Annotated in this window: 26 protein-coding genes; 13 read left to right on the plus strand and 13 right to left on the minus strand. The window is 71.1% G+C overall.

All coding sequences use genetic code 11. From position 1 onward, the window contains the following. Positions 1 to 73 precede the first annotated feature (73 nt). From cydC to ACH3VR_RS02345, 4 genes are all read right to left on the minus strand, one after another. A complete protein-coding gene (gene cydC, locus ACH3VR_RS02330; RefSeq protein WP_396639645.1) occupies positions 74 to 1,705 on the minus strand; it encodes a thiol reductant ABC exporter subunit CydC in 1,632 nt (543 codons plus the stop codon). 122 nt (positions 1,706 to 1,827) lie between these two features. Next, positions 1,828 to 3,645, minus strand: a complete 1,818-nt coding sequence (cydD, locus tag ACH3VR_RS02335; RefSeq protein WP_396639135.1) for a thiol reductant ABC exporter subunit CydD — start codon at positions 3,643 to 3,645, stop codon at positions 1,828 to 1,830. Between the two features lie 109 nt (positions 3,646 to 3,754). Next, a complete protein-coding gene (gene cydB / locus ACH3VR_RS02340) occupies positions 3,755 to 4,786 on the minus strand; it encodes a cytochrome d ubiquinol oxidase subunit II (RefSeq protein WP_396639136.1) in 1,032 nt (343 codons plus the stop codon). A gap of 9 nt (positions 4,787 to 4,795) precedes the next feature. Continuing rightward, entirely contained in the window at positions 4,796 to 6,241 is a 1,446-nt protein-coding gene (locus tag ACH3VR_RS02345) for a cytochrome ubiquinol oxidase subunit I (RefSeq protein ID WP_396639137.1), read from the minus strand. 158 nt (positions 6,242 to 6,399) lie between these two features. Here ACH3VR_RS02345 and moaA point away from each other — a divergent pair, with 158 nt between their 5' ends. Together moaA and fdhD are read left to right on the plus strand one after the other, a co-directional pair. Continuing rightward, on the plus strand, positions 6,400 to 7,479 hold the full coding sequence (gene moaA / locus ACH3VR_RS02350; RefSeq protein WP_396639138.1) for a GTP 3',8-cyclase MoaA: 1,080 nt from the start codon (positions 6,400 to 6,402) through the stop codon (positions 7,477 to 7,479). A 73-nt stretch (positions 7,480 to 7,552) separates the two neighbouring features. After that, positions 7,553 to 8,419, plus strand: coding sequence for a formate dehydrogenase accessory sulfurtransferase FdhD (fdhD, locus tag ACH3VR_RS02355; RefSeq protein ID WP_396639139.1), 867 nt, complete (start codon positions 7,553 to 7,555; stop codon positions 8,417 to 8,419). A 60-nt stretch (positions 8,420 to 8,479) separates the two neighbouring features. On the opposite strand, the gene ACH3VR_RS02360 is transcribed toward fdhD, so the two are convergent. Beyond that, positions 8,480 to 8,848: a hypothetical protein gene (locus tag ACH3VR_RS02360; protein ID WP_396639140.1), complete on the minus strand. Its 369-nt coding sequence runs from the start codon at positions 8,846 to 8,848 to the stop codon at positions 8,480 to 8,482. A gap of 267 nt (positions 8,849 to 9,115) precedes the next feature. Between ACH3VR_RS02360 and ACH3VR_RS02365 the strand changes: the two genes are divergently transcribed. Continuing rightward, positions 9,116 to 9,241, plus strand: a complete 126-nt coding sequence (locus ACH3VR_RS02365) for a hypothetical protein (protein WP_396639141.1) — start codon at positions 9,116 to 9,118, stop codon at positions 9,239 to 9,241. A gap of 156 nt (positions 9,242 to 9,397) precedes the next feature. Here ACH3VR_RS02365 and ACH3VR_RS02370 read toward each other — a convergent pair whose 3' ends face one another. Further along, the gene (locus ACH3VR_RS02370) at positions 9,398 to 9,718 is read right to left on the minus strand and encodes a hypothetical protein (protein ID WP_396639142.1); all 321 of its coding nucleotides are present in this window, start codon (positions 9,716 to 9,718) and stop codon (positions 9,398 to 9,400) included. A gap of 8 nt (positions 9,719 to 9,726) precedes the next feature. After that, positions 9,727 to 10,140: a CBS domain-containing protein gene (locus tag ACH3VR_RS02375; protein ID WP_396639143.1), complete on the minus strand. Its 414-nt coding sequence runs from the start codon at positions 10,138 to 10,140 to the stop codon at positions 9,727 to 9,729. A 137-nt stretch (positions 10,141 to 10,277) separates the two neighbouring features. Between ACH3VR_RS02375 and ACH3VR_RS02380 the strand changes: the two genes are divergently transcribed. Beyond that, complete coding sequence (locus ACH3VR_RS02380; RefSeq protein WP_396639144.1) at positions 10,278 to 10,727, plus strand: hypothetical protein; 450 nt, start codon at positions 10,278 to 10,280, stop codon at positions 10,725 to 10,727. Positions 10,728 to 10,733: 6 nt separating this feature from the next. Here ACH3VR_RS02380 and ACH3VR_RS02385 read toward each other — a convergent pair whose 3' ends face one another. Further along, positions 10,734 to 11,084, minus strand: coding sequence for an HNH endonuclease (locus tag ACH3VR_RS02385; protein ID WP_396639145.1), 351 nt, complete (start codon positions 11,082 to 11,084; stop codon positions 10,734 to 10,736). Positions 11,085 to 11,207: 123 nt separating this feature from the next. On the opposite strand from ACH3VR_RS02385, the gene ACH3VR_RS02390 reads away from it, so the two are divergent. Further along, positions 11,208 to 12,161: an aldo/keto reductase gene (locus tag ACH3VR_RS02390; protein ID WP_396639146.1), complete on the plus strand. Its 954-nt coding sequence runs from the start codon at positions 11,208 to 11,210 to the stop codon at positions 12,159 to 12,161. 59 nt (positions 12,162 to 12,220) lie between these two features. Beyond that, on the plus strand, positions 12,221 to 12,616 hold the full coding sequence (locus ACH3VR_RS02395; RefSeq protein WP_396639147.1) for a DUF3054 domain-containing protein: 396 nt from the start codon (positions 12,221 to 12,223) through the stop codon (positions 12,614 to 12,616). A gap of 83 nt (positions 12,617 to 12,699) precedes the next feature. Here the strand turns inward: ACH3VR_RS02395 and ACH3VR_RS02400 are convergent, their stop codons facing one another. Further along, positions 12,700 to 13,728, minus strand: coding sequence for an LLM class flavin-dependent oxidoreductase (locus tag ACH3VR_RS02400; protein ID WP_396639148.1), 1,029 nt, complete (start codon positions 13,726 to 13,728; stop codon positions 12,700 to 12,702). Positions 13,729 to 13,850: 122 nt separating this feature from the next. Here ACH3VR_RS02400 and ACH3VR_RS02405 point away from each other — a divergent pair, with 122 nt between their 5' ends. The 6 genes from ACH3VR_RS02405 (at position 13,851) to ACH3VR_RS02430 (ending at position 18,344) form a co-directional block, all read left to right on the plus strand. Then, on the plus strand, positions 13,851 to 14,351 hold the full coding sequence (locus ACH3VR_RS02405; protein WP_396639149.1) for a bifunctional nuclease family protein: 501 nt from the start codon (positions 13,851 to 13,853) through the stop codon (positions 14,349 to 14,351). Between the two features lie 9 nt (positions 14,352 to 14,360). After that, positions 14,361 to 14,726, plus strand: coding sequence for a bleomycin resistance protein (locus ACH3VR_RS02410; RefSeq protein ID WP_396639150.1), 366 nt, complete (start codon positions 14,361 to 14,363; stop codon positions 14,724 to 14,726). Between the two features lies 1 nt (position 14,727). After that, complete coding sequence (locus ACH3VR_RS02415; protein ID WP_396639151.1) at positions 14,728 to 15,498, plus strand: hypothetical protein; 771 nt, start codon at positions 14,728 to 14,730, stop codon at positions 15,496 to 15,498. A gap of 120 nt (positions 15,499 to 15,618) precedes the next feature. Then, positions 15,619 to 16,743 (plus strand): phosphogluconate dehydrogenase (NAD(+)-dependent, decarboxylating), encoded by a 1,125-nt coding sequence (gnd, locus tag ACH3VR_RS02420; RefSeq protein ID WP_396639152.1) that lies wholly within the window; start codon positions 15,619 to 15,621, stop codon positions 16,741 to 16,743. Continuing rightward, positions 16,740 to 17,822 (plus strand): DNA glycosylase AlkZ-like family protein, encoded by a 1,083-nt coding sequence (locus ACH3VR_RS02425; RefSeq protein ID WP_396639153.1) that lies wholly within the window; start codon positions 16,740 to 16,742, stop codon positions 17,820 to 17,822. The genes gnd and ACH3VR_RS02425 overlap by 4 nt, the downstream gene beginning before the upstream one ends. 27 nt (positions 17,823 to 17,849) lie before the next feature. Then, positions 17,850 to 18,344 (plus strand): metallophosphoesterase family protein, encoded by a 495-nt coding sequence (locus ACH3VR_RS02430; protein ID WP_396639154.1) that lies wholly within the window; start codon positions 17,850 to 17,852, stop codon positions 18,342 to 18,344. Between the two features lie 77 nt (positions 18,345 to 18,421). Here ACH3VR_RS02430 and ACH3VR_RS02435 read toward each other — a convergent pair whose 3' ends face one another. The 4 genes from ACH3VR_RS02435 to ACH3VR_RS02450 form a co-directional block, all read right to left on the minus strand. Beyond that, the gene (locus ACH3VR_RS02435) at positions 18,422 to 19,762 is read right to left on the minus strand and encodes a hypothetical protein (protein WP_396639155.1); all 1,341 of its coding nucleotides are present in this window, start codon (positions 19,760 to 19,762) and stop codon (positions 18,422 to 18,424) included. Between the two features lie 211 nt (positions 19,763 to 19,973). Then, positions 19,974 to 21,182, minus strand: coding sequence for an MFS transporter (locus ACH3VR_RS02440; protein WP_396639156.1), 1,209 nt, complete (start codon positions 21,180 to 21,182; stop codon positions 19,974 to 19,976). Positions 21,183 to 21,260: 78 nt separating this feature from the next. Beyond that, positions 21,261 to 22,832, minus strand: coding sequence for a Na+/H+ antiporter (locus ACH3VR_RS02445; RefSeq protein ID WP_396639157.1), 1,572 nt, complete (start codon positions 22,830 to 22,832; stop codon positions 21,261 to 21,263). 10 nt (positions 22,833 to 22,842) lie between these two features. Next, a complete protein-coding gene (locus ACH3VR_RS02450; protein ID WP_396639158.1) occupies positions 22,843 to 23,466 on the minus strand; it encodes a M23 family metallopeptidase in 624 nt (207 codons plus the stop codon). A 179-nt stretch (positions 23,467 to 23,645) separates the two neighbouring features. Here ACH3VR_RS02450 and ACH3VR_RS02455 point away from each other — a divergent pair. Beyond that, positions 23,646 to 24,035: acyltransferase family protein (locus tag ACH3VR_RS02455; RefSeq protein WP_396639159.1), on the plus strand; the 390-nt coding region annotated here is incomplete at its 3' end.

Consider the following 24,035-nt stretch of genomic DNA (forward strand, 5'->3'; position numbering starts at 1 on the left):
CACGTGCCGGCCTGCGTGGAACGAGGGGCACGGTGCGACGGTCTTCATCCTTCGACGCAGGCGAGCCGGGGGATCAGGCGGCGATCCGGCCTCGCTCCAGTCGCACGACCCGGTCGACGAGACCGCCGGGCACCGTCACGTGCGAGATGAGCACCACGGCCTGATCGTCGCCGACGGCCGAGAGCAGATCGGCGAGGAGGGCATCGGAGGCCTCGGGGTCCACGCCCGCCGTCGGCTCGTCGAGCACGAGCACGGGGAAGCCGCGCAGCAGCGCGCGGGCGAGGGCGATGCGCTGCGCCTGGCCGCCCGACACGAGCGCGCCGCGCTCGCCGACGCGCGCGTCGAGGCCTCCGCGCTCGGCCGCCCAGGTGCCGAGCCCGACCCGGTCGAGGGCGGCGAGGAGCTCGGCGTCGGTCGCGGTGTCGCGCGCGAACAGCAGGTTCTGCCGGATGTCCTCGTCGAAGAGCATGGGATGCTGCTCGCACAGCCCGACGGTCAGCCTCACGTCGTCGCCGGCGAGGTCGCGCACGGCCCGACCGCCGATCGTGTACTCGCCGTCGCCGTCGAGGAAGCGCACGAGGACGTGCGCGAGGGTCGTCTTGCCCGCGCCGCTCGATCCCACGACGAGCACGCGCTCGCCGGGTCGCACGTCGAGGTCGATGCCGTCGAGCGCGGCGCCGGCCGCGTGCGGCCAGTGCGCCGAGACGCCGCGCAGACGCAGACCCTCGCCGAGCGCTGGGGCGTCGCCGGTGGGCTCGATCTCTTCGGCGGGAAGGCCGTCGGGCAGCTCCGCGGGAAGGGCGTCGGCGATCCGCTCGGCCGACGCGTGCACCTGCCGCCACGCGGCCGCGGCGAGCGGCACGGCGGCGAAGACCTCGAACACCGCCATCGGCACGAGCACCACGACCGCGAGCGCGGGACCGGTCAGCGACCCGCCGCTCACCGCGGGCGCCGCGACGACGACCGCCGCAATGGAGGCGAAACCCGCGAGGAGCGAAACGACGGCGGCCGTGCCGGCCTGCGCCGCGGAGCGGCGCGTCACGGCGCGGCGCAACTCGGCGTCGGCGGCGCGGATCCGGCGGCGACTGTCGGCCTCGGCGCCGTAGGCGACGAGCACGTCGAGGCTGCCGAGGTGGTCGAGGATCGCGTCGGCGAGCCGCGCCCGCAGCGGCGCGACGGATCGCTCGGCGCGCGCGCCCGCGGCCCAGCCCCACAGTGTCGCGGCGACACCGGCGAGCACGAGGCACGCGAGCAGCGTGAGCGCCGCCGGCCACGACACGAACGCGACCAGCACGACCGCGCCGAGGGCGACGGCGGCCGAGGCGACGAGCGGCTGCACGACACGCAGCGGCAGGTTCTGCAGGTCGTCGACGTCGTCGACGAGGGCGCCGAGCACCGATCCGCGGCGCGTGCGGGCAAGGCCGTCGGGGGCGAGCGGGATGAGCCGGCGCACGAGATCGGTGCGCGTCTGCGCGAGCCGGCGCAGGGTGGCGTCGTGGCTCGCGAGCCGGTCGAGGTAGCGGAACACCGCCCGCGTGAGGGCGAAGAGGCGCACTGCGACGACGGCCGCCGAGATGTAGAGCACGAGCGGCTGCTCGCTCGCGCGCACGATGAGCCAGGCGCTGACGGCGAGGAGCGCGACGGCGGATCCCTCCGAGAGGAACGCCGATGCCGCACCCGGCCAGAATCGCCGCACCGGCGGCATCGCGCCGCGGAGCACGCCCGCGGCCGACGCCCCGGACCGCGAGACGACATCGGTGGGACGAGACCGCGGGTAATCCCCACCGTCTCGTCCCACCGATGTCGTCTCGCGGATCGGCGGCCGGCTCATGCGGGGACCCCGGCGGGTTCGAGGCGGACGACGGTGTCGGCGATGTCGCGCGCGCTCACACGGTGCGAGACGAGCACGACCGCGGCGCCCGCGTCGGCGAGCGCGCGCACCGAAGCCCAGAGGCGGGTCTCGGTCGCGGCATCCAATGCAGAACTCGGCTCGTCGAGCGCGATGACCGGGGCGCGGCCGGCCAGATGGCGCGCGAAGGCGCGGGCGACGGCGACGCGCTGAGCCTGCCCGCCCGAGAGTCCGGCCCCCTGCACACCGAGCTCGAGGTCGGGATCGAGGTCGTCGGCGCAGGCGAGCGCGAGGGCACGCGCGACGACGGCCGGTTCGAGGGAGTCGTCTCCGAGGGCGACGTTGTCGCGCACGCGGCCGGAGACGAGCCCGGGCCGCTGCCCGGCCCAGGCGAGCCAGTCCGACGGTGCGAGAGCGCGGAGGTCGCGGTGGCCGTAGGTCGCGCGGCCCTCGAAGGTCGCGGCGCCGCGGAGCGCGGCGAGCGCGCTCGACTTGCCCGATCCGCTCGGCCCCTCGACGAGCACGACGTCGCCGGGACGCGCGACGAGGTCGACGGGGGAGAGGAGGCGGTCCCCGCGGCGCACCTGGACACCCTCCAGGGTCAGGACGCCGCCTCGGCGCCCGGAGCCCGTGCTCTGGCCGGGTGTGAGCGTCGTTTCCGGTCCGGAGCCCGTGCTCTGGTCGGGTGTGAGCGTCGCGTCCGATCCGGAGCCCGTGCTCTCGCCGAGAGCACCCACCACAGACGTGCCGAGCGCGGGCGCTCGGCGAGAGCCGGGGCCATCGACGCCGGGTTCTGCGGCACGCCGCCGTGCGGCATCCAGCACCGCGAAGACGTCGTCGGTCGCCGCGACGCCCTCCGCGGCCGCGTGGAACTGCACCCCGACCTGACGCACCGGCAGGTACGCCTCGGGGGCCAGGAGCAGCACGAACAGTCCGACCATGAGCGCGATCGACCCGTCGAGCAGGCGGAACCCGATCGACACGGCCACGATCGCGACCGAGATCGACGCGAGGAACTCGAGCGCGAACCCCGACAGGAACGACACCCGGAGCACCTTCATCGTCTCGCCGCGGTAGCGCTCCGTGACGGACGAGATGGAGGCCGCGGCCCGGTGCTGCCGGCCGAACACCTTGAGCGTCGAAAGGCCCTGCACGGTGTCGGCGAAGCGCGCCGCGAGGTGGTGGAGCGTGCGCCACTGGCGCTGCTGCACCGACCGGGTCGCGAGGCCGATGAGCACCATGAAGATCGGGATGAGGGGCAGCGTGACGAGCACGATGAGGCCCGAGATCCAGTCCTGCCACCACATCACCAGGAGGATGACGGGGGTCGCGATGATCGTCTGCACGAGCTGCGGCAGGTAGCGGCCGAAGTACGCCTCGAGCGCCGACAGGCCGCGCCCGGCCGTGACTGCGAGCTGCGCCGAGTTGTGCCGGCCGAGCCATTCCGGTCCGAGCTCGCCGACGGCGGTGACGAGGTTGTCGCGCAGCTGCGCCTCGACCCGTGCGGCCGCCCGCGCGGCGACGCCTTCGCGCGCCCACAGGAGCACGGCGCGCAGTCCGACGACGAGGGCGAGGAGGCCGAGCGTGGGAGCGAGGTCGGCGACCGGCATCCCGTTCACGGCACCGACGATCGCGGAGGTGAGCAGCCACGAGAACGCGACGATGACGGCCGTCTGGCCGACGGCGATGGCCGCGACCGCGACGAAGAAGCCGCGCGACGCGCTCGCGTATCTCAGCAGTCGGGGATCGACCGGAGGCGTCCGCTTCGCTCGCCGCCCGGTGTCAGGGTCACTCATCCGCTCTCGAGCCTACCCACGTCTCTCGAAACCACCCTCTGTGTGCCGAAACCACCGACACGGGAAGGTGGTTTCGCGCACAGGAGGGTGGTTTCGGGGGAAAGAGGGGTCAGTGTGCGACCGCCGCGGCGCGCTCGATGCGCGTGCGCGAGACGCGCTTGCGGAAGATCCAGTACGTCCACGCCTGGTACGCCAGCACGAGCGGCAGGAAGATGAGCGCCGCCCAGCTCATGATCGTCAGCGTGTAGTCGGTGCTCGACGCGTTCTCGATCGTGAGGCTGTTCGCGACATCCGTCGACGACACCATGACGTTCGGGAACAGCGCGAACCACAGGGCGAGCACCGCCGTCACGATCGTCGCCGCGCCGAGACCGAACGCCCAGCCCTCGCGGTCGCGGGCGTTGGCGACGAGCGACCCGATGAGAGCGAGCGCCGCCACCGCCGACAGCAGCACGACGGCCCACACCGCCGGCGCACCCGCTTCGAAGGCGTTGAGGATCGTCCAGACGAGGAAGACCGCCGCGACGACGACGGTCAGGATGCCGCTGCGCCGCGCGAGCTTGCGTGCGTCGTCGTGCACCTGCCCATCGGTCTTGAGCGCGACGAAGTAGACGCCGTGCGTGAAGAAGAGCAGGAGCGTCGTGAGGCCGCCGACGAGCGCGTACGGGTTGAGCAGCGTGAGGAGCGAGCCCGTGAACTCGTGGTCGGCGTCGATCGGGACGCCGTGCACGATGTTGGCGACCGCGACGCCCCAGAGGAACGCGGGGACGGCGGAGCCGATCACGATCATCCGGTCGAAGCCCTTCTTCCACCGCAGGCCGTCGCGCTGGTGGCGGTACTCGAACGAGACGCCGCGCAGGATGAGGGTCAGCAGGATCAGCAGCAGCGCGAGGTAGAAGCCGCTGAACAGCGTCGCGTACCACTCCGGGAACGCCGCGAACAGGCACGCGCCGGCGACGATGACCCACGTCTCGTTGAGGTCCCAGACGGGGCCGATCGTGTTGATGATCTGCCGGCGGCCGATGTCGTCCTTGCCCAGGAACGGCAGCGACATGCCGACGCCGAAGTCGAACCCGTCGAGCACGAAGTAGCCGACGAAGAGGAAGCCGACGATGAAGAACCAGAGGTAGGCGAGATCCATGGCGAACTCCTAGTACACCGTCGTGGGCGTCTCTTCGAGCGCCAGTTCGTGGGGATGCGGGTCGTCAGGGCCCGGCAGGGGATCGGGGCCCTTCTTCGCGGTCTTCATGATGAGCCCGATCTCCACGACGGCGAGGGCGGCGTAGATCGCGGTGAAGGAGAGGAGCGAGATCAGCACGGTCCAGCCCGGCACGCTCTGGGAGACACCGTCCTGGGTGAGCATGAGGCTGAACACGATCCAGGGCTGGCGGCCCATCTCGGTGAAGATCCAGCCGACGAGGATCGCGCCCAGCGAGGCGGGCCAGGCCCAGATCGCGAGCTTCCACGCCCACTGCGGGACGTCCCGCTTGGCCTTCTTGCGCGTGAGCCACAGGCCCACGACAGCGGTGAGGGCCGCGATGCCGCCGAGGCCGATCATCCAGCGGAACGACCAGTACGTCACCCACAGCACGGGCGCGAAGTTGCCGTCGACCTGGTCGGCGAACTGCGGGAACATCTCGTTCGTGTAGAGCGCGTTGAGGTCGTTGATGCCCTCGACGCAGCCGTCGAGCGAGTGCGTCGACAGGAGCGCCAGAAGGTAGGGCACACGCAGCGACCAGACCTCGCCCGTGCCGTCCGGCGTGCCGATCGAGAACAGCGAGAACGAGGCATCCGCCCCGCACGCGCTGTTGAACATGGCCTCCGCCGCCGCCATCTTCATCGGCTGCGTCTCGACCATCACGAGGCCGAGCTGGTCGCCCGAGAGGAAGACGCCCGCGAACGCGATGATCATGCCCCACAGTCCGTACCTCAGCGACGAGCGCATCATCTCGACGTTCTGCTTGCGGGCGAGCTGCCAGGCCGAGATCGAGATGATGACGCCGGCCGTCATCATGAACGCCGCGAACAGCGTGTGCGGGAGCGCTGCGAGCGCGACGGGGTTGGTCAGCACCGCGAAGAAGTCGTTCATCTCGGCACGATTGCCGTCGACCGACATCTGGTAGCCGACCGGGTTCTGCATGAATGCGTTGGCCGCGAGGATGAAGTACGCCGAGAACCACGCGCCGATCGTGGCGATCCAGATGCTCGCGAGATGCAGGCCCTTGGGCAGCTTGTCCCAGCCGAAGATCCACAAGCCGATGAAGGTGGCCTCGAAGAAGAAGGCCATGAGGCCCTCGAAGGCGAGCGGGGCGCCGAACACGTCGCCCACGAACCGGGAGTACGACGACCAGTTCATGCCGAACTGGAACTCCTGGACGATGCCCGTCACGACGCCCATCGCGAAGTTGATCAGGAAGATCTTGCCGAAGAAGCGCGTCAGATGCAGCCACTTCACGTTCGCCGTGCGGAACCACGCCGTCTGGAAGATCGACACGGTGAGCGCCATGCCGAGCGTGAGGGGGACGAACAGGAAGTGGTACAGGGTCGTGAGACCGAACTGCCATCGGGCGAGCAGCAGCGGATCGAGCCAGTCCATGCGTCCTCCACAGGTGCGGTTGCGGCCCACGGTACACAGGAAGTTTCCGCGCCACGAGGCGGCTGGCCAGGAATGGTTCGACGTCGAGACAGATGGTCTGACCACACAGGGGGGAGCCGACGAGATTACCCTGGATGGATGGCAGGACGGGGCGGCGCATGAGCACGGTGCCGGTGATGATCGGGATGCCGCGCCCCCGCGCGGCTGCCGACCTCCGGTCGGGCGTGCTCGGGGTGCCCGGCGACCCTCTCGTCGACACGTACGGCCGCGTGCATCGCGACCTGCGCATCTCGCTCACCGACCGCTGCTCGCTGCGCTGCACGTACTGCATGCCCGAGCAGGGCAACGAGTGGCTGGCGCGCTCGAGCATCCTGACCCTCGACGAGATCGAGCGGGTCGCGCGCATCGCCGCGGCGGACGGCGTCACGACCTTCCGCCTGACCGGCGGCGAGCCGCTGCTGCGCACCGACATCGTCGACGTCGTGCGGCGCCTGTCAGCGATCGCGGGGCCCGACGGGCGACCGGTCGAACTCGCGATGACGACCAACGGCATCCGGCTGCCGGAGCTCCTTCCCGGGCTCGTCGACGCGGGGCTGAAGCGCCTCAACATCTCCCTCGACACGCTGCGGCGCGACCGATTCCGCGACCTCACGCGTCGCGATCGGCTCGACGACGTGCTCGCGGGCGTCGCCGCCGCCGCGGCATCGGGCCTTCGTCCGCTCAAGCTCAACGCCGTCGCGATGCGCGACGTCAACGACGACGAGCTCGTCGAGCTCGTGCAGTTCGCCCTCGACCACGACGCCGAGCTGCGCTTCATCGAGCAGATGCCGCTCGACGCCGGCCACACATGGGACCGCTCGCGCATGGTGACGCGCGAGGAGATCCTCGACGTGCTCGCGACGCGCTGGAGCCTCACTCCCGTGCCGGGCCGCGGGGGAGCACCCGCCGAGCGGTGGACGCTCGACGGCGGCTCGCGCACCGTCGGGGTCATCGCGTCGGTCACCGCGCCCTTCTGCGGGGACTGCGACCGCCTGCGCCTCACCGCCGACGGGCAGCTGCGCAACTGCCTCTTCTCGACGACGGAGTACGACCTCCTCCCGATCCTGCGACGCGAGTCGGCCGACGAGGAGATCGACGGGATGCTGCGCGCCTGCGTGCACGGGAAGCTCCCCGGTCACGCGATCAACGACCCCGGCTTCCTCCAGCCCGCGCGCGGCATGAACGCCATCGGGGGCTGACCCAACTGCTCGGCAGGCTCGGGGGCCGGCTCACCCCGAGCCCCGCTGCGCAGACGGCCCTACCCTGGAAGGTATGGGACGCATCACGGCACGGCGGCCCGTCGTCAGGATCCGACTCGGAGTCGGCGAGACGCGGCGCCCCGACACGCTCGCGGTCGAGGAGCCCCTCGAGATCCGCGTCGGCGGCGCGCCTCTCGTCGTCACGATGCGCACGCCGGGCAGCGATGTCGAGCTCGCGGCGGGCTTCCTCGTGTCGGAGGGGGTCATCTCCCGGGGAGACCAGTTCCGCTCCGCGATCCACTGCGGTGGCCCGGGCACGGGCGGGCCGCTCGCCGGCACGGCCGAGAACACCTACAACGTCCTCGACGTCGCGCTCGCCGCGGGCGTGCCGGCGCCGTCCTCCGATCTCACCCGCAACTTCTACACGACGAGCTCCTGCGGGCTGTGCGGCAAGGCGTCGATCGAGGCCGTCGAAACGGTATCGGCATACGACGTGGCGACCGACGACGTGCGAGTGGATGCCGCGACCCTCGTCCGCTTCCCCGAACTGCTCCGCGCCGACCAGACCGTCTTCGACAAGACGGGCGGCCTTCACGCGGCAGCGCTCTTCGACGCCGTGACGGGCGAGCTGCTCGTGCTCCGTGAAGACGTCGGGCGCCACAACGCCGTCGACAAGGTCGTCGGCTGGGCCGTCCTGAACGATCGGCTCCCGCTGCGCGGCACCGTGCTGCAGGTGTCGGGTCGGGCGAGCTTCGAGCTCGTGCAGAAGGCCGTGATGGCCGGCATCCCGATGCTCGCCGCGGTGTCGGCGCCGTCGTCGCTCGCCGTCGAGCTCGCCGAGGCCTCGGGCCTCACCCTCGTGGGATTCCTGCGCGGAGACGCGATGAACGTCTACTCGCGTGCGGACCGGATCACCGTGCCGCAGCCTGCGGGCGTCTGACCGTCGGCAGGGGCGCGTCGCGTGCCCTGCATCCGGTCAGACGACCCTGCGGAACGTGCGTCAGAAGACGAACATCTGCCCGACGACGAGGATCGCGATCACGAGGAGCGCGATGATGGCGCCGACGATCGCGAGCGTGCGGCCCGAGAGCTTCGCGACGGCGAAGCCGACGAGGAAGGGCAGTGCGACCAGGAGCGCGGTCACGAGCCACCAGAAAGTGACGTAGCCGCCCTGCGACGCGTCGGAGAGGCGTCCGGCGAACAGCTGCTGCGTGTTGGGGTGCGTCGCGAACGAGAACGCCGCCGACAGAGGGACCGCGATGAACGCGGCGACGATGAGGCCCGCGAGGAAACCCCACAGCGTGGACTTGCTGCCGAGGTCGTCGTCTTCCCAGGCGGTGGTTTCGGAGTGCGAGTTCTTGGTGGCCATGCGGATGAGCCTAGCGATGCCGCCGCGTCCGGAGATTCCGCTTCCTCCCCGACGGGTGAGAAGGGCGAGGGATGCGGCACCGGGCGACGGGGTCCGCCCGAGGTGTGTTTCGGGCAGCGCACGGGAATTGTCGGCATCCCCCCATCGCGACCCGCAACTCTTGTGATCGCGGCACTGCCGGTCGCCGGTCCGCGATCGCTAGCCTCGACCCAAAGGTCGCGCCCTGATGCGGGGAGGCGACCTTTCTGTGCGAGGGGGTGGTGCGGCGTGACCGAGTGCACGTCTTGCGGGCGGGAGTATCCGTCACCGCTGGAAGCGGCGCTGTGCGGCGAAGGGGACTCGTGGGAGGCGGAGGACCGCCTGAGCGGCGTCGTCTTCCGCTCGATCGACTGACCGACGGGCCGACGACCGCGCGGGGGAGAGGGCGATCGCCGGCCCGTGGAGTTGCGGACCCGTCCGCCGGACGCATCTTGAGGTCGTGTGCGTCATCCCGGTGCGCGCGCCGACTACGCGCTCGCGGCGGTGGACGGGTCTGGGTCGAGGCTCCTCTCAGCTGATCTGTTCGATGGCGAGGATGAACAGGAGCAGGAGGCCGGATGCCACGGCCATGCCTCCCACGAGCCAAGCGAACGCGACATTGCGCATGTGCGGGCGCTCGACCGCGACGGCGCACACGAGCATCGCGGTGTAGAAGAGCGCGACCAGCACGATGCCCGTCACCGCGATCGGCGGGTTGAGCGCGAAGGCGAGCACGAAGAGGACGACCGCGACGATGGCGAGCACCCCGGCCGGCACCAGCCACCGACGCCGTCGGGGGGTCTGCAGCGCGGCCTGGGGCTGAACCGGCGGGGGCTCGACGAGGGTGTGCATCGGCGGGCTCATTCCGAGATCTGCTCGACCGTGCGACCGGTCTGCTTCGGCGATGCGGTCAGGGCGATGTCGGCCTGGCTGATGATGCCGACGAGACGGTGGTCCTCGATGACGGGAAGACGGCGCACCTGATGCTGCTTCATGAGGCTCATGGCCTCGTCGACATCGTCGTCGGCGTCGACGTAGACGGGCTTGCCCTCGGCGAGGTCGTCGGCCGTCGTCGTGCCGGGGTCGCGGCCCTCGGCGATCGCCTTCACGACGATGTCGCGATCCGTGAGCATGCCCTTGAGCTTTCCGTCGTCGCCGCAGATCGGGAGGACGCCGACGTCGAGCGTGGCGAGCAGTCGCGCCGCTTCGACGAGGGTCTGATGTTCGCCGATGCACTGGGGACTGGGGGTCATGATCTCCCGCGCAAGAGTCATCGTCGATCCTTTCGTGCTCGGGATGATCCTGAAGGTAGAGACGGAAGCCGCCGCGAGCAGCACCCTTGACAGGGGGCGCCGCACGGGAGTACGGCGAGGATGGTGCGCGACCCGGATCCGAGGGCCATGATGAGCGCATGGCGACCCGACGCTTTCAGCTGACGACGATCGTGCCCGCAGATCCCGTCTCCGCGATCGATTTCCTCTCCGATCTCTCCCGGCACCGCGGACTTCATGCGTTCATGAAGTCCGCCGAGGTCGTCGCGACCGGACGCGATTCCGACGGGGAGTGGCGCGAATGGCGAGTCGTCGACCGCCTCAAGTTCCTCGGGATTCCCTATACATTCCGCTATCCGTCGCGCATCACGCGCACGTCCCGGAGGTCGATCCGGGGGCGGGTCCGCGCCGCGCCGGGCTGCACCCTGGAGATCACGACGACGGCCGAGACCGTCACGAGGGGTTCGGTGGTGAAGGAGTCCGCCGTCGTGACGGCGCCCTGGATCCTCGTCGGCTACGTGACCGAGAACGCGCGCGTCGCGCATGCGCGTACGTTCTCGCTGCTTCCCGCTGAGCTCGCGAGCGCGTAGCCGCCGCTACGCGCGCTGCGCGAGCAGCTGTGTCACGACCTCGTAGTGGCGCAGCAGGAATCGGGGCTCGTCGAGGCGCCGTCGCCGCATCCACGACGTCACCTCGTCGTTGCATTTGCTCGCGTTGCACGAGCGGCACGCCGGCACGACGTTCTCGAGCGTGTAGCGGCCTCCGCGCGAGATCGGCAGGACGCAGTCGCGCTGCAGCGGCACGGCGGTCGCGCCGCAGTAGGCGCACGCCGCCCAGGCATCCCGGATCGACGACCACTCGGCCGTCGTGAGGTCGTTGTCGGCCGCCGCGACGCGCTTCGCGCGCCGGCGCTGTGCGCGGGCACGGCGGGTGCGGCTGACGGCCATGGTGTCACCGTAGAGGTGGCAGCGTATCGGTGCGCCGAGCGACGCGCGCGGCGGGCCGCGTCATCGGGCGTCATCCGGCGCGGCGTCGGAATAGGGCGCCCGCGGGCGCAGGTTGCGCTCAGCATGACCCGCATCGGAAACAGTGACCTCGACGTCTTCCCCCTGAACCTCGGCGGCAACGTGTTCGGCTGGACGGCCGACCGCGACGAGTCGTTCGCGATCCTCGACGCGTTCCGCGAGGGCGGCGGCGACTTCGTCGACACCGCCGACTCGTACAGCGCGTGGGTCCCCGGCAACACGGGCGGCGAGAGCGAGTCGATCATCGGAGAATGGCTCGCCTCCCGAAAGCCCGAGCGCTTCGTCGTCGCGACCAAGGTCAGCCAGCACCCCGAGTTCCCCGGACTCTCCGCCGCCAACGTGCGCGCCGCGGCGGAGGCATCCCTCCAGCGCCTGGGCGTCCAGGCGATCGACCTCTATTACGCGCACTACGACGACGAGTCGGTGCCGCTCGCCGAGACGGTGGCCGCCTTCGCGGCTCTCCAGCGCGACGGTCTCGTCCGCCACGTCGCGCTCTCGAACTACAGCGACGCACGCATCCGCGAGTGGATCGACATCGCGCGCAGCACCGGCGTCGACCTTCCGGTCGCGATCCAGCCGCACTACAACCTGGTGCACCGCAACGAGGTCGAGGAGACGATCATCCCGATCGCGCAGGAGTTCGGCCTCTCGCTCGTGCCGTACTTCTCGCTCGCGAAGGGCTTCCTGACGGGCAAGTACCGATCCAGGACCGCGTCGGACCAGGCGTCGCCGCGCGCCGCGGCCGCGTCGACCTACGCCAACGCGCAGGGCCTCGAGATCGTCGACGCGCTCGCCCGCATCGGCGAGGTTCACGGCATCTCGGTCGCGGCGACGGCGCTGGCGTGGCTGCGGGCGCAGCCCACGGTCGTCGCGCCTCTCGCGAGCGCGTCGCGCGTCGCACACGTCGCCGACCTCCTCGACGGCGGACGCGTCGAGCTCACCTCCGACGAGGTCGCCGACCTCACGCGTGTGTCGGAGTGGACTCCCGCGGCGGTCTGACCGTCGTGCGTGACGCGGCCCGGGGCGATCGTCCCGGGCCGCTTCCGTAGGCTGGAGGGGTGGCATCCACCTCTGCTCCCCGCCCTGTGTCGACGCGCCTGATCGTCGGGTCGCTCGCGATCGACGCCGTGCTCGTCGTCGTGTTCGCCGCGATCGGCCGCGCGAGCCACGACGAGTCCGTGTTCCCTGGACTGGCGATCACGGCGTGGCCGTTCCTCGCGGGCCTCGCCCTCGGCTGGCTCCTGACGCGCGGGTGGCTCGCGCCGACCGCGCCGCTGCGCACGGGGCTCCCGGTCTGGGCGGTGACGCTCGCAGGCGGGATGCTGCTGCGCGCCGTCTCAGGTCAGGGCGTGGCCATCGCTTTCATCATCGTCGCCGGCATGGTGCTGTTCGCGTTCCTCGTCGGCTGGCGCGGCATCGCCGCGCTGATCGCCCGGCGCCGCGCCTCCCGCTGACCCTTCCGCCCTGCGCGAGACTTCACGTCTGTACGCCGGCGCGGAGCGCTGCGTGACATTCGTGAAGTCTCGCGGAATCGAAGTCAGACGCGGGTCGACTCCCAGCCGAGCGCCGGGGCGACGTGCGTGGCGAAGGCCTCGACGATGCGCAGGTTGAACTCCACGCCGAGCTGGCTCGGGATGGTCAGCATCAGGGTGTCGGCCGATGCGATCGCGGCGTCTTCCTTGAGCTGCTCGACGAGCACGTCGGGTGCCGCCGCGTAGGTCTTGCCGAACGTCGAGCGCATGCCGTCGATGTAGCCGACGCCTTCGCCGTCCTGCCGGCCGCCGAAATAGAACTCGTCCTCGGCCGTCGTCAGCGGGAAGATCGACCGGCTCACCGACACGCGCGGCTCGCCCTCGTGGCCGGCCTCGCGCCACGCGGTGCGGAACGCGTCGATCTGCTCCGCCTGCAGCACGTCGAACGGCAGCCCGCGGTCTTCGGTCAGGAGGGTCGACGACATGAGGTTGACGCCCGTGCGCCCCGCCCACTCGGCGGAGTCGCGATTGCCGGCGCCCCACCAGACGCGCGAGCGCAGTCCCGGGGAGTGCGGCTCGATACGCTGCAGCCCGGTCCCTGCGCCGAACGGACTCTGCGCGTCGCGCTCGGCGACTCCCTCGCCCTCGATCGCTCGCAGGAACGTCGAGAAGTGCTCGCGGGCGATATCGGCGCCGCGCGGGTCTTCCGACCCGGTGTAGCCGAAGGCCTCGTACCCGCGCAGAACGGTCTCGGGTGAGCCGCGGCTCACGCCGAGCGCGAGCCTGCCGTCGGAGATGAGATCGACGGATGCCGCTTCCTCGGCGAGGTAGAGCGGGTTCTCGTAGCGCATGTCGATGACCCCGGTGCCCATCTCGATGCGCTCCGTCTTCGCGGCGATGGCGGCGAGCAGGGGCATCGGCGAGGACTGCTGGCGGGCGAAGTGGTGCACGCGGAAGTAGATGCCGTTCGCGCCGAGGTCGTCCATGCCCTGCGCGAGGTCGATCGCCTGCAGCATCGAGTCGCGGGCGGTGAGCTGATGCCCGCCGCCCAGAGGACCGTAGTGTCCGAACGAGAGGGTTCCGAAGCGTTTCACGGTGATTGCAACGGTACGCGCCCGGCATCCATTCCGGTGAATGCATACCGGTGGCCCATGCCGTGGGCCCCGCGAGGTGCCTACCATGGCAGGAAGCGATCCCGCGGGTGGGAGGAGGCGAGATGGTGCAGGTCAGAGTCGCCGGCGTCGCGCTCGACGCGGCCAGCCAGCACGTCATCCTGCTCAAGCCCATCGACGAGCTTCCCGGCGCAGGGCCCATCCTGCCGATCTGGATCGGGCAGCAGGAGGCGACCTCGATCCTCATCGCCATCGAGGGGGCCGACGTGCCACGCCCGCTGGCGCACGACCTCATGCGCTCGATGATCGAGACCCTCGGGGCCGAGGTCGTGCGCGTCGAGGTGACGCGCATCGAGGACGGCACCTTCTACGCCGAGATAACGCTCTCGACGGCGGCCGGCGAGCGCTTCGTCGATGCGAGACCGTCGGATGCCGTGGCCCTCGCGTCGCGCGTCGGCGCGCCGATCTGGGTGGCCGACGACGTCATGTCCGAAGCCGGGATGCCCGACACGGTGACCGACGCGGAGCCCGAGACGAACACGGCCGAGCGGCTCGACGAGTTCAAGAAGTTCCTCGACGACGTCGAGCCCGAGGACTTCCAGTGACAGTGCGCCATGCCTGATCGGGCCGTCCCCAACCTCCCGTCGCGCTCGTTCGACGCGACGGTCGAGTTCTACGGCGGGTTCGGCTTCGACGTCGTCTACCGCGACGGCGGCTGGCTCATCCTCCAGCGCGGCGCGCTCGAGCTGGAGTTCTTCCTCGCGCCCGAGCACGATCCGTACGCGAGCTGGTTCATGGCGAGCATCCGCGTCGCCGACCTCGACGCGCTGTTCGCGGCCGTGCGCTCGAGCGGCGTGCCCGAGGTGCCGCGCGGCATCCCTCGGCTCATCCCGATCGCGCTGCAGGAGTGGGGGCAGCGCGCGGGGTACCTCATCGACGTCGACGGCACGCAGCTGCATCTCATCGAGGACGTCCGCTGAGATGGTGGGCATCCCTCCCGTCGGGATGGCGGCCGGCGAGACGGACGGTCCGGACGGCTACTCCTACGGCGCCGTGCTCGTCCGCGGCGACGACGGCCTGCGTCCCGACGTCGAGGAGGTGCTGCGCGGCCTCCGCTTCTCGGGCTGGATCGCGCCGTCGGACCGCGGCTGGATCGTGCTGCTCGGCGACCACGGCGCGGGCGTCGTCGCGAAGGACCGGCGGGGGGCGATCGACGTCGGCGCCGACCTCGCCCGTCGCCTGCCCGGCGCGGTCGTCGCGGTGCAGGTGCGGCGCGACCGCCAGCTCGCGATCGTCGCATGGCGGGGCGGGGACGAGGCGGGCCGGTACTGCAGCGACCCGTCGCTCGAGCCGGGCGCCGACGCGGATGTCGCCGCCGAGCCGGTCGGGAGCGACTCGGCCTCCGCCTTCGCCGAGCTCGCGCAGCGGCCGGACGCTGCCGAGGCGCTCGCCGAGCTGCTCGAGGACGAGCTCGATCCCGACAGCGTCTTCGAGTCGGAGCGGCTGCGCGGTGCGCTGCGACTGCTCGGGATGCCCGACTGGATCGTCGCGGCGAACGCACTGCCCCACGACATCCCGACCGGTCCGCGGGCCCGCGACCTGATGCGCGTGCGGGTCGGCGCGACGGGGGCGGCCGGCGTGCTGCGCGACGTGTTCGTGCGCCGCCTGCGGCGCCGCCGCATCCCTCCCGCCGTCATCGCCGACCCGCCGCGTCAGGGCGGGATGAGCGGCCTCGAGCCGTGGATGTTCTGACGCGCCGATGCACGCGGACGGTCGTCCGACAAGACCCATCCCGCAGCGTTCGACGGATGCCTAGACTGCGACCGTAGCCGCCCGCGCTCGTTCGCGGTCGATCCGGGAAGAGGAGTCGGAATGCAGCTGGGAATGGTGGGACTCGGGCGGATGGGCGCCAACATCGTGCGACGCCTCATGCGGGACGGTCACGAATGCGTCGTCTACGACGTGAACCAGGATGCCGTGAACGCCCTCGCCGGCGAGGGCGCGACGGGTGCCACCGACCTCGCCGACCTCGCATCGAAGCTCGAGGCGCCGCGCGCCGTGTGGCTCATGATCCCGGCGGGACTCACGGGCAAGGTCGTCGACCAGGTCGCCGAGGTGCTCGAGTCCGGCGACATCATCATCGACGGCGGCAACTCCAACTACCGCGACGATGTGCGGCGCGGGGCGAAGCTCAAGGATTCCGGCATCCACTACGTGGACGTCGGCACCAGCGGTGGCGTGTTCGGCCTCGATCGCGGGTACTGCCTCATGGTCGGCGGTCCCGACGAGGCGTTCGAGCGCATCGAGCCCGTGCTGCGGACGATCGCCCCCGGTGCGGGGGAGATCCCGCGCACGCCGAGCCGTTCCGGCGACTTCGCCCCCGAGGAGCTCGGCTATCTGCACTGCGGACCGGCGGGGGCAGGGCACTTCGTGAAGATGGTGCACAACGGCATCGAGTACGGCATCATGGCCGCGCTCGCCGAGGGGCTCAACATCATCGAGCACGCGGACGCCGGGGTGCGCGAGGCCGAGCACTCGGCCGAGATCGCGCCGCTGGAAGAGCCGGAGTTCTTCCAGTTCTCGATCGACACGCCCAAGGTCGCCGAGCTCTGGCGGCGCGGCTCCGTCATCTCTTCGTGGCTCCTCGACCTCACGGCGGCCGCGCTGCAGGACAACGACACCCTGGAAGGCCTCGCCGGCCGCGTCTCCGATTCGGGCGAAGGTCGCTGGACGGTGAAGGCGGCCGTCGACATCGGGGTTCCCGCGCCGGTGCTCGCGGCATCCCTTTTCGAGCGGTTCGCGTCGCGCGGCGAGGACCATTTCGCCAATCAGGTGCTCTCCGCGATGCGCCTCCAGTTCGGCGGGCATCAGGAGCTGCCCGCGGGTGACGTGCTCGAGGCGGGGGCGCGCAAGTCGGAATCGTCTGCGGGCGCGGGGCAGTCCGACGAGCCAGCGGCGCCCGAATCGTCGGATTCGAAGCATCCCCGGCAATCGTGACCCGCACGCTCACCCGCGACGAGGCGCGCCGCATCATCGTGCGAGCGCAGCTGCTCGACGCCCATCGTCCGGGTGACGTCGTCGAGGTGGCCGAGCAGCTCGGCTACATCAAGATCGACCCGACGGCGACGATCGCGCCCTGCGAGCAGACGGTGCCCTGGTCGCGCATCGGCTGGTCGTACGAGCCGGGGCAGCTGCAGAAGGCCGTCGAGATCGACCGGCTGCTGTTCGAGTACGACGGAACCTTCCGGCCGATGAGCGTGCTCCCGCTCATGCTCCCCGGCATGCGTGGGTATCCGCGGCACGAGCGCCCCCGCCAGTGGCTCGAGGCCAACCAGCGGTTCCGCAAGGACGTGCTCGCGCGCCTCCGCGCGGAGGGCCCGCTCCAGGCGAGCGACATCCCCGACACGGCGCAGGTGGCGCGCGACAACGAGAGCGGCTGGTACGGCCCGAACCAGGTGCCGCAGATGCTCGAGCTGCTCGCGCGCCGCGGCGAGGTCGCCGTCGTGCGACGGGAGGGACGGCGCCGCGTCTGGGACCTCGCCGAGCGGGTGTGGCCCGCCGACCTTCCCGTGTACGACGACGTCGAGGCCGAGCGGATGCTGCAGCAGCGCCGCCTGCAGGCGGCGGGGCTCGCCAAGCAGAAGTCGCCGTGGACCCCGGTCGGCGAGGCCGGGGAGCCCGTCGCCGTCGAGGGCTCGACGGCGAAGTGGCGGGTCGATCCCGAGGCGCTCGCCGCGCTCGACGAAGACGTCGATGGGCGGGTCGCGCTGCTCAATCCCTACGACGGCATGCTCTTCGATCGTCCGCGCCTCGAGGACGTCTTCGAGTTCACGTACGTCCTCGAGCAGTTCAAGCCCAAGGCGCAGCGGGTCTACGGCTACTTCGCGCACCCCATCCTGATCGGCGACCGCTTCGTGGGGCTGCTCGACGCCGAGGTCGACAAGGCCCGTGAGAATCTGCGCGTCACGGCCGTGCACGAGCTGATCCCGTTCGCGCCTGAGGAGCACGAGATGGTGCGCGCAGAGATCGCAGAGCTCGGCGCATGGCTCGGGATGCCGGTGGTGGGGATGGCGTGAGGCGGCGGGCGAGAGCAGAATCCAGACATGTCGACTCGCCTCGTTCTCATCTCCGACACCCACATCCCGGGTCGGGCGCGCGGCCTCCCCGATGCCGTGCTCCGCGCCGCCGACGATGCGGACCTCGTCGTGCACGCCGGTGATTGGGTCACGGCGGCCGTCATCGACGAGCTGCAGCAGCACGCCGACGTGCTGGGCGTGTGGGGCAACAACGACGACCCCAGCGTGCGCGCGCGGATGCCCGAGGTCGCTCGGCGCGACCTCGAGGGCGTGCGCTTCGCCGTTTCGCACGAGATCGGGCCCGCGAAGGGGCGGGAGAAGCTCGTCGACACGATCTTCACCGATGTCGACGTGCTCGTGTTCGGCCACAGCCACATCCCGTGGGACTCGACGTCGGAGCGCGGCATCCGCCTGCTCAATCCCGGGTCGCCCACCGACCGGCGCAGGCAGCCGCACGCGACCTACATGACGGCGGTCGTCGAGGACGGCGCGCTGCGCGAGGTCGAGCTCGTCGCGCTGTAGCCCGGACGCGACAGACTCGAAAGGGGAGTGGAGGCCTCGACCCGAGGCATCCACTCCCCTTCTTTGTCGTGAGGGCGTCAGAGCGACGCGTAGGCCTCGTACTTCGTGTCGGCGGGAAGCGGCGTGAAGAACGTGACCTCGAACTGCACCTTCGTGCCGTCGGACGGCAGGCGGTCGACGTACGTCTGCTGGCCGCCGATGATCGTGCCGTCCGCGGCACGTGCGACGACGACGATGTTCACGAGCTCCTGCTCGTCCTGGAACGTGCCCGCGACAGTCCCGCTGACGCTCGTGCTGTAGTCGTCGGACGTCGCGGCGAGCCCCTCGATCGTGAAGGTCCCGGTCTCGTCGGCGGGGGACGAGATGGCGTCGGATGCCTCAGGTCCGCGCACGTCGAGCTTCGCGATCTCGCCCTGACCGACGTCGAAGAAGTTGCCCGTGACGGCCGTCTGTCCCGAGAGGAGCGTGACGTAGTCGTTCGCCGTGTCGAGGATCGTTCCCGATGCGTCGAGGGCTTCGACGTCGACCGACGCGAAGTCGAAGACGTGATCGGGGTTGGGGTTGTCGAGGATCACGACGTACCACCACGTGTCGGTCAACGCGTCGCGGCCGAACGCCGACTCGACGACGGTGATCTCCTCGGCGTCGGCGGCGGGCTCGGCGGCGTCCTCGTCGTCGCTCGCCTCGCCGCCCGCGATCTCGGAGCTGCGGCTCTCGTCGAGGGCGTTCTGCGCCGCCTGGCCGATGATTCCGAACGACGCGATCGAGACGACGACCGAGACGATCCAGCCCACGACCGAGATGGCCACCGCGCCGATGGCGAAGCCCTTGCCGCCCTGCTTCTTGTTGATCAGCGCGATGAGGCCGAGCACGAAGCCCGCGAGCAGGAAGACGCCCGAGAACCACGTCACGAACGGGATGAACGACAGGACGAGACCGAGCGCCGCGACCGAGAGGCCGATGATCGCGAGGGTCTTGCGGCGCGTGTCGGGTGCGCCGGGCACCGGGGCGCCGGGCGCGCCGTACGGCTGGCCGGACGCGTCGGGCTGGCCCGCGCCGTAGGGCTGGTCGCTCCCGTAGGGCTGGCCCGCGCCGTAGGGCTGGGCGCTCCCGTAGGGCTGGCCCGCGCCGTAGGACTGGCCGGGCGTGCCGGCGTAGGGCGACTGGGGCGCGCCCAGGTAGCCGGCGGGAGCGGCGTAGCCCTCGGAGTGAGGAGCAGCGGGGGCGGCATAGGCCGGCTCCGCGGGTGCGGTCGGCGCGGCCGGCGCGTGCGTCGGGTCGGCCGCTGCGGCCGGTGCGGTCGGCTCGGCCGGTGCGACCGGCGCGGGATCGGCGGGCGGAGTCGGGGGAGTGCCGGCAGGCTGGTCGGGCGTCTGGTTCGACGCGTCGCTGTTGTCGGGGCGTGTGGGATCGGACATGTGATTCCTTGTCTCACGGGGTTGGAACAGGCGCAGCTGAGTGCGCGACCGCGGGCGCGACGAGCGCACGCGATCGTGTCGTGTGCCGCGAGACATGGCGACGCGAAGCGTCTTCGCCGCAGTCCCGCCCGGCGCCCCCACCGGTCACCTCCAAGCTATCGGACCCCGCCGACATCCTGTGAGTCAGCTGTGTGCGACTCGGCTCGCGCCTTCAGCGCTTCTCCGCCGCCTGCCGCCGCATGACGAATCCCGCGCCCACGGTCGCGATGAAGACGAGGGCCGAGAAGGCGAGGAGCACCGTCGTCTGCGGGGCGAACGCGAGGCTCACGCCGACGAGCAGCACAGGCACGACGAGTCCCGTGTAGGCGATCAGGAAGAGAAGGGCGAGCGTCTCGCCCCGTCGGCCCGGTTCGGCGACCGATCCCGCTGTCGCGATCGCCGAGCGGAACATGATGCCCGCGCCGGCTCCCGAGACGATGCCGCCCACGAGGAACAGCGCCAGCGACGGCGCGACGGCGCCGACCGCGATGCAGGCGAGGCCGAGGGCGAAGCATCCGATCGCGATGCTCAGCTGCCGGCGCTGCGCGACGCGGGCGAGCACGAGCTGCGCGACCGTCGCCGCACCGAAGATCGCGAACACGGCAGCCCCGTCGACGAGATGGTCGGTGATCGCGAATGTCTGGTGCAGGAACGTCGGCGCGAGCGACGTGAACAGCGCGAAGAGCGCGAAGGATGCCGCCGCTCCGACACCCGCGGCCGCGAACGCCGAGCGCGAGGCGGGCGGCAGGGCGATGCGCTGAGGGCGGTAGGCGGGCCGTGCGTCGGGCGGCGTCACGGTCTCGGGCACGCCGCGCAGCGCGACGAAGGCGACGACGAAGAGCACGAGGAACATCGCGTGCGGCAGTTCGAGCGGATCGGGCAGGAACTCCGCGAACAGGCCGCCGATGAGTGGCCCGAGCGCGAGGCCGCCGAGGTTGGCGGCGCCGGCGACGGAGGCCGCGAAAGTCGGCGCCTCGGCGGGACGAGCGTGCGCACGCAGCTCGGCGAGATGCGCCGTCGCGGCCGCAGTCAGGGTGCCGACGCTCACGCCGTCGACGAATCTCGCGACGATGAGCCCGGGGACCGAGTTCCAGAGCAGGAAGACCACCGCGGCGAGGGCCGAGATCGACACGGCGATGAGCACCATCCGGCGGCGCCCGGCCCAGTCGCTGATGTGCCCCACGAGGAACAGGCTCACGACCACGCCGACTGCGAACGCGGCGAAGATCAGCGTGATGACCGGCACGGGGAAGCCGTCCTGCGCCTGGTAGAGCGGATAGAGCGGCGTGGGGACGGTCGCGTACGCCGTCACGGTCGTGAAGCCCGCCGCGACGACCCAGAACCCGGCGGCATACGGCATCGTGCGGCGCGTAGCGGGCATCCGTCGATCCGATCGGGGCGGGGGAGTGGTGCTCCGACCCTACGGATGGCGCGACCGCACCGCCAGAGGGCCGTCGCCTCAGTCGTCTTCGGGCTCGCGCAGGCGCAGCTCCTCGTGGTCGATCTCACGCTGCACGTCGAGGAACACGGCGTCGTCGATGCGGCGCTCGCGGCGCAGCCGCGTGACAGCCTCTCGCTTGCGTGACACCGTGCGAAGAAGGAGGCGCCGGAGCGCGGCATCCGTCTCCTCTTCGTCGTCCGGCGATGACACCGAGAGCCGCGCGCGCCCGAGGTCGCGTTCGAGTCGGTCGCGCACCTCGGCCCGGGTGTCGTCGGGGACGTCGTCCGCGTCGTGGTCGAGATGCGCCAGAGCGTGCTCGATCGCCTCGACCTCGGCGAGCCGGTGCTCGTCGCGATCCTCGTGCTCGGGCGGGATGCGTGCCGCGCGCACGATGAGGGGCATCGTCGCACCCTGGCCGAGGAGGATGAAGACGATCACCGCGAACGTCACGGCGATGATCGTCTCCCGGCCCGGGAAGTCCTCGTTCGCATCGGTGACGAACGGCACGGCCAGGGCGGCCGCGAGCGAGACGGCGCCGCGGAATCCGCCCCACACGAGCACGAGCCGCGTACGCAGCGGCACGCGACGCGCTCTCTGCGAGGGGCGCCGATCGAGCAGACGGATCACCGGTGCCATGAGCAGCACCCAGATGAGGCGCACCGCGAACACCGTCACGGCACACAGTACCGACAGCAGGAGCACCTGCTGCCAGCCGTCGTCCGCGAACGTCTCGAAGACCGAACGCGCCTGGAGCCCGATCAGCACGAAGAGCGCGCCGTTGATGACATAGGTCGCGACGCGCCAGAAGTCGAAGCCCTGCACGCGGGACTGCGCCGACACCGTGCGGGGCATGAGGCGGCCGAGCAGAAGGCCGCCTGTGACGACGGCGACGACGCCCGATCCGTGCAGGACCTCGGCGGGCAGGTAGAGCACGAACGGGCTGATGACCGAGATGGTTCCGGCAAGGGAGGGATGCTGCGCCAGGCGTCGCAGGAGGTAGAGCAGATAGCCGACGCCGAGCCCGGCCGCGATGCCGACGCCTACCGCGAGCAGGAAGCGCAGCGAGATCTCGCCGATCGTGACGTCGCGCCCCGCGACGACGGCGGCGATCGCGACGGAGTAGAGGGCGAGGGCGCTGCCGTCGTTGACGAGGCTCTCGCCCTTGAGCATCGTGTCGATGCGGCGAGGGAGTGGCGGAGCCATCGCCGCCACCGCCGTGGCATCCGTCGGCGACAGCACGGCGCCGAGCACGAGCGCGACTGCGACGCCGAGCCCGAAGAGCTGCCCGAGCCCCGTGACGACGGCGGCCGTCGCGAACACGAGTCCGACGCTGAGGAGCAGGATGACGCGCAGGTCGTAGCGGAAGAGCTGCAGCGACGTGTTGAGCGCTTCCCAGTAGAGGAGCGCCGGCAGGAAGAGGAAGAGCACGACCTCGGGTGGAAGGCTCACCTCGTGCAGGCCCGGAAGGAGGCTCAGCGCAGCCCCGATGACGAGCCATGCCCAGGGCGCGGGGAAGCGCAGATAGCGACCCGCGAGTCCTCCGGCGAGGACCGCGAGCCCCAGGATGACGGCGATCTCGAGGCCGAGCATGGGTCCGAAGCTAGCGGTCCGCCGACCGCGCCGTCGACGGGTAGGCCGTCTCGAAGACCTCGCGGGTGCGCGGCATCCACGGCTCTCCCGCGCGATCCGCGAACGCGATCGGCAGCCCTCGCGTCGTGTCCCAATGCATCGAGTCCGTCGCCTGCACGTGCACGTGCGGCTGGGTGCTGTTGCCGGAGTTGCCGCACTCGGCGAGCGTCTCGCCCGCGGCGACGTCGTGTCCGACCTGCGCGCGGACCGTCCCGCGTCGCAGATGCGCGACGAGGACGAAGGGCCCGTCCTCACCGGCGGCGATCACGACGTGGTTGCCGGCGATGGCGGGTGGGCCCTGTGCCGCGCGCGATCCCTGGGTGAGCAGGTAGGGGAGGAGCGTCAGGATCGATCGGCGCGCCTCGTGGTCGGTCTCGCCGTCGTGCACGGCGACGACGCGTCCGGCGACGGGCGCGAGGATCGGCCGGCCGAAGGCGCGGAAGCGCTCGGGCGGCTCCGATCCGAACAGAGTCCGCCAGTCGCGCGGGCCCGTCGATCGGCGCTCGCCGACCGCGACGAAGTCGATCGCATATGTCGTGCCGAAGAGGTCGCTGCCGTGGCTCGGCACGCGATCGGCGGGGCTGTTGAGCGCCATCCACCGCCCTTCGAAGGGAAACCTGAGAATCACGGGCGCGGTCATCGGGACCTCGATCGGGGTCGGGGGAGGCCTGATCAGAGCCTAGAACCGTCTCGGCGCGCCTGTCAGCCGACGATCGCGGACGGGGCTGTCAAGACCCTCCTCAGGTTCACCATCGCCACGTAGGGTCGCTGATCGTGGCAGAGCGCACCGAGATCGGGGCCGACACCTCCGGGTTCCGCCCTGACATCCAGGGACTCCGCGCGATCGCCGTGGGGGCGGTCGTGCTGTACCACGCGGGGATTCCGTTCCTGCCCGGCGGCTACGTCGGCGTCGACGTCTTCTTCGTGATCTCCGGCTTCCTCATCACGACGCACCTGCTCGGGAGCCTCGAACGCGAGGGACGCATCCGTTTCGGCAGGTTCTACGCGCGCCGCGCTCGCCGCATCCTTCCCGCGTCGTTCCTCGTGCTCGTGCTCTCGATCGCCGCGGCGCTCCTCTGGTACCCGCCGCTGCTCATGGAGAAGGTGTGGCGGGGGGGGGGGGGGGGGGGGGGGGGGGGGGGGGGGGGGGGGGGGGGGGGGGGG

It is taken from the genome of Microbacterium alkaliflavum, assembly GCF_044325405.1.
GTDB classification, from domain to species: domain Bacteria; phylum Actinomycetota; class Actinomycetes; order Actinomycetales; family Microbacteriaceae; genus Microbacterium; species Microbacterium alkaliflavum.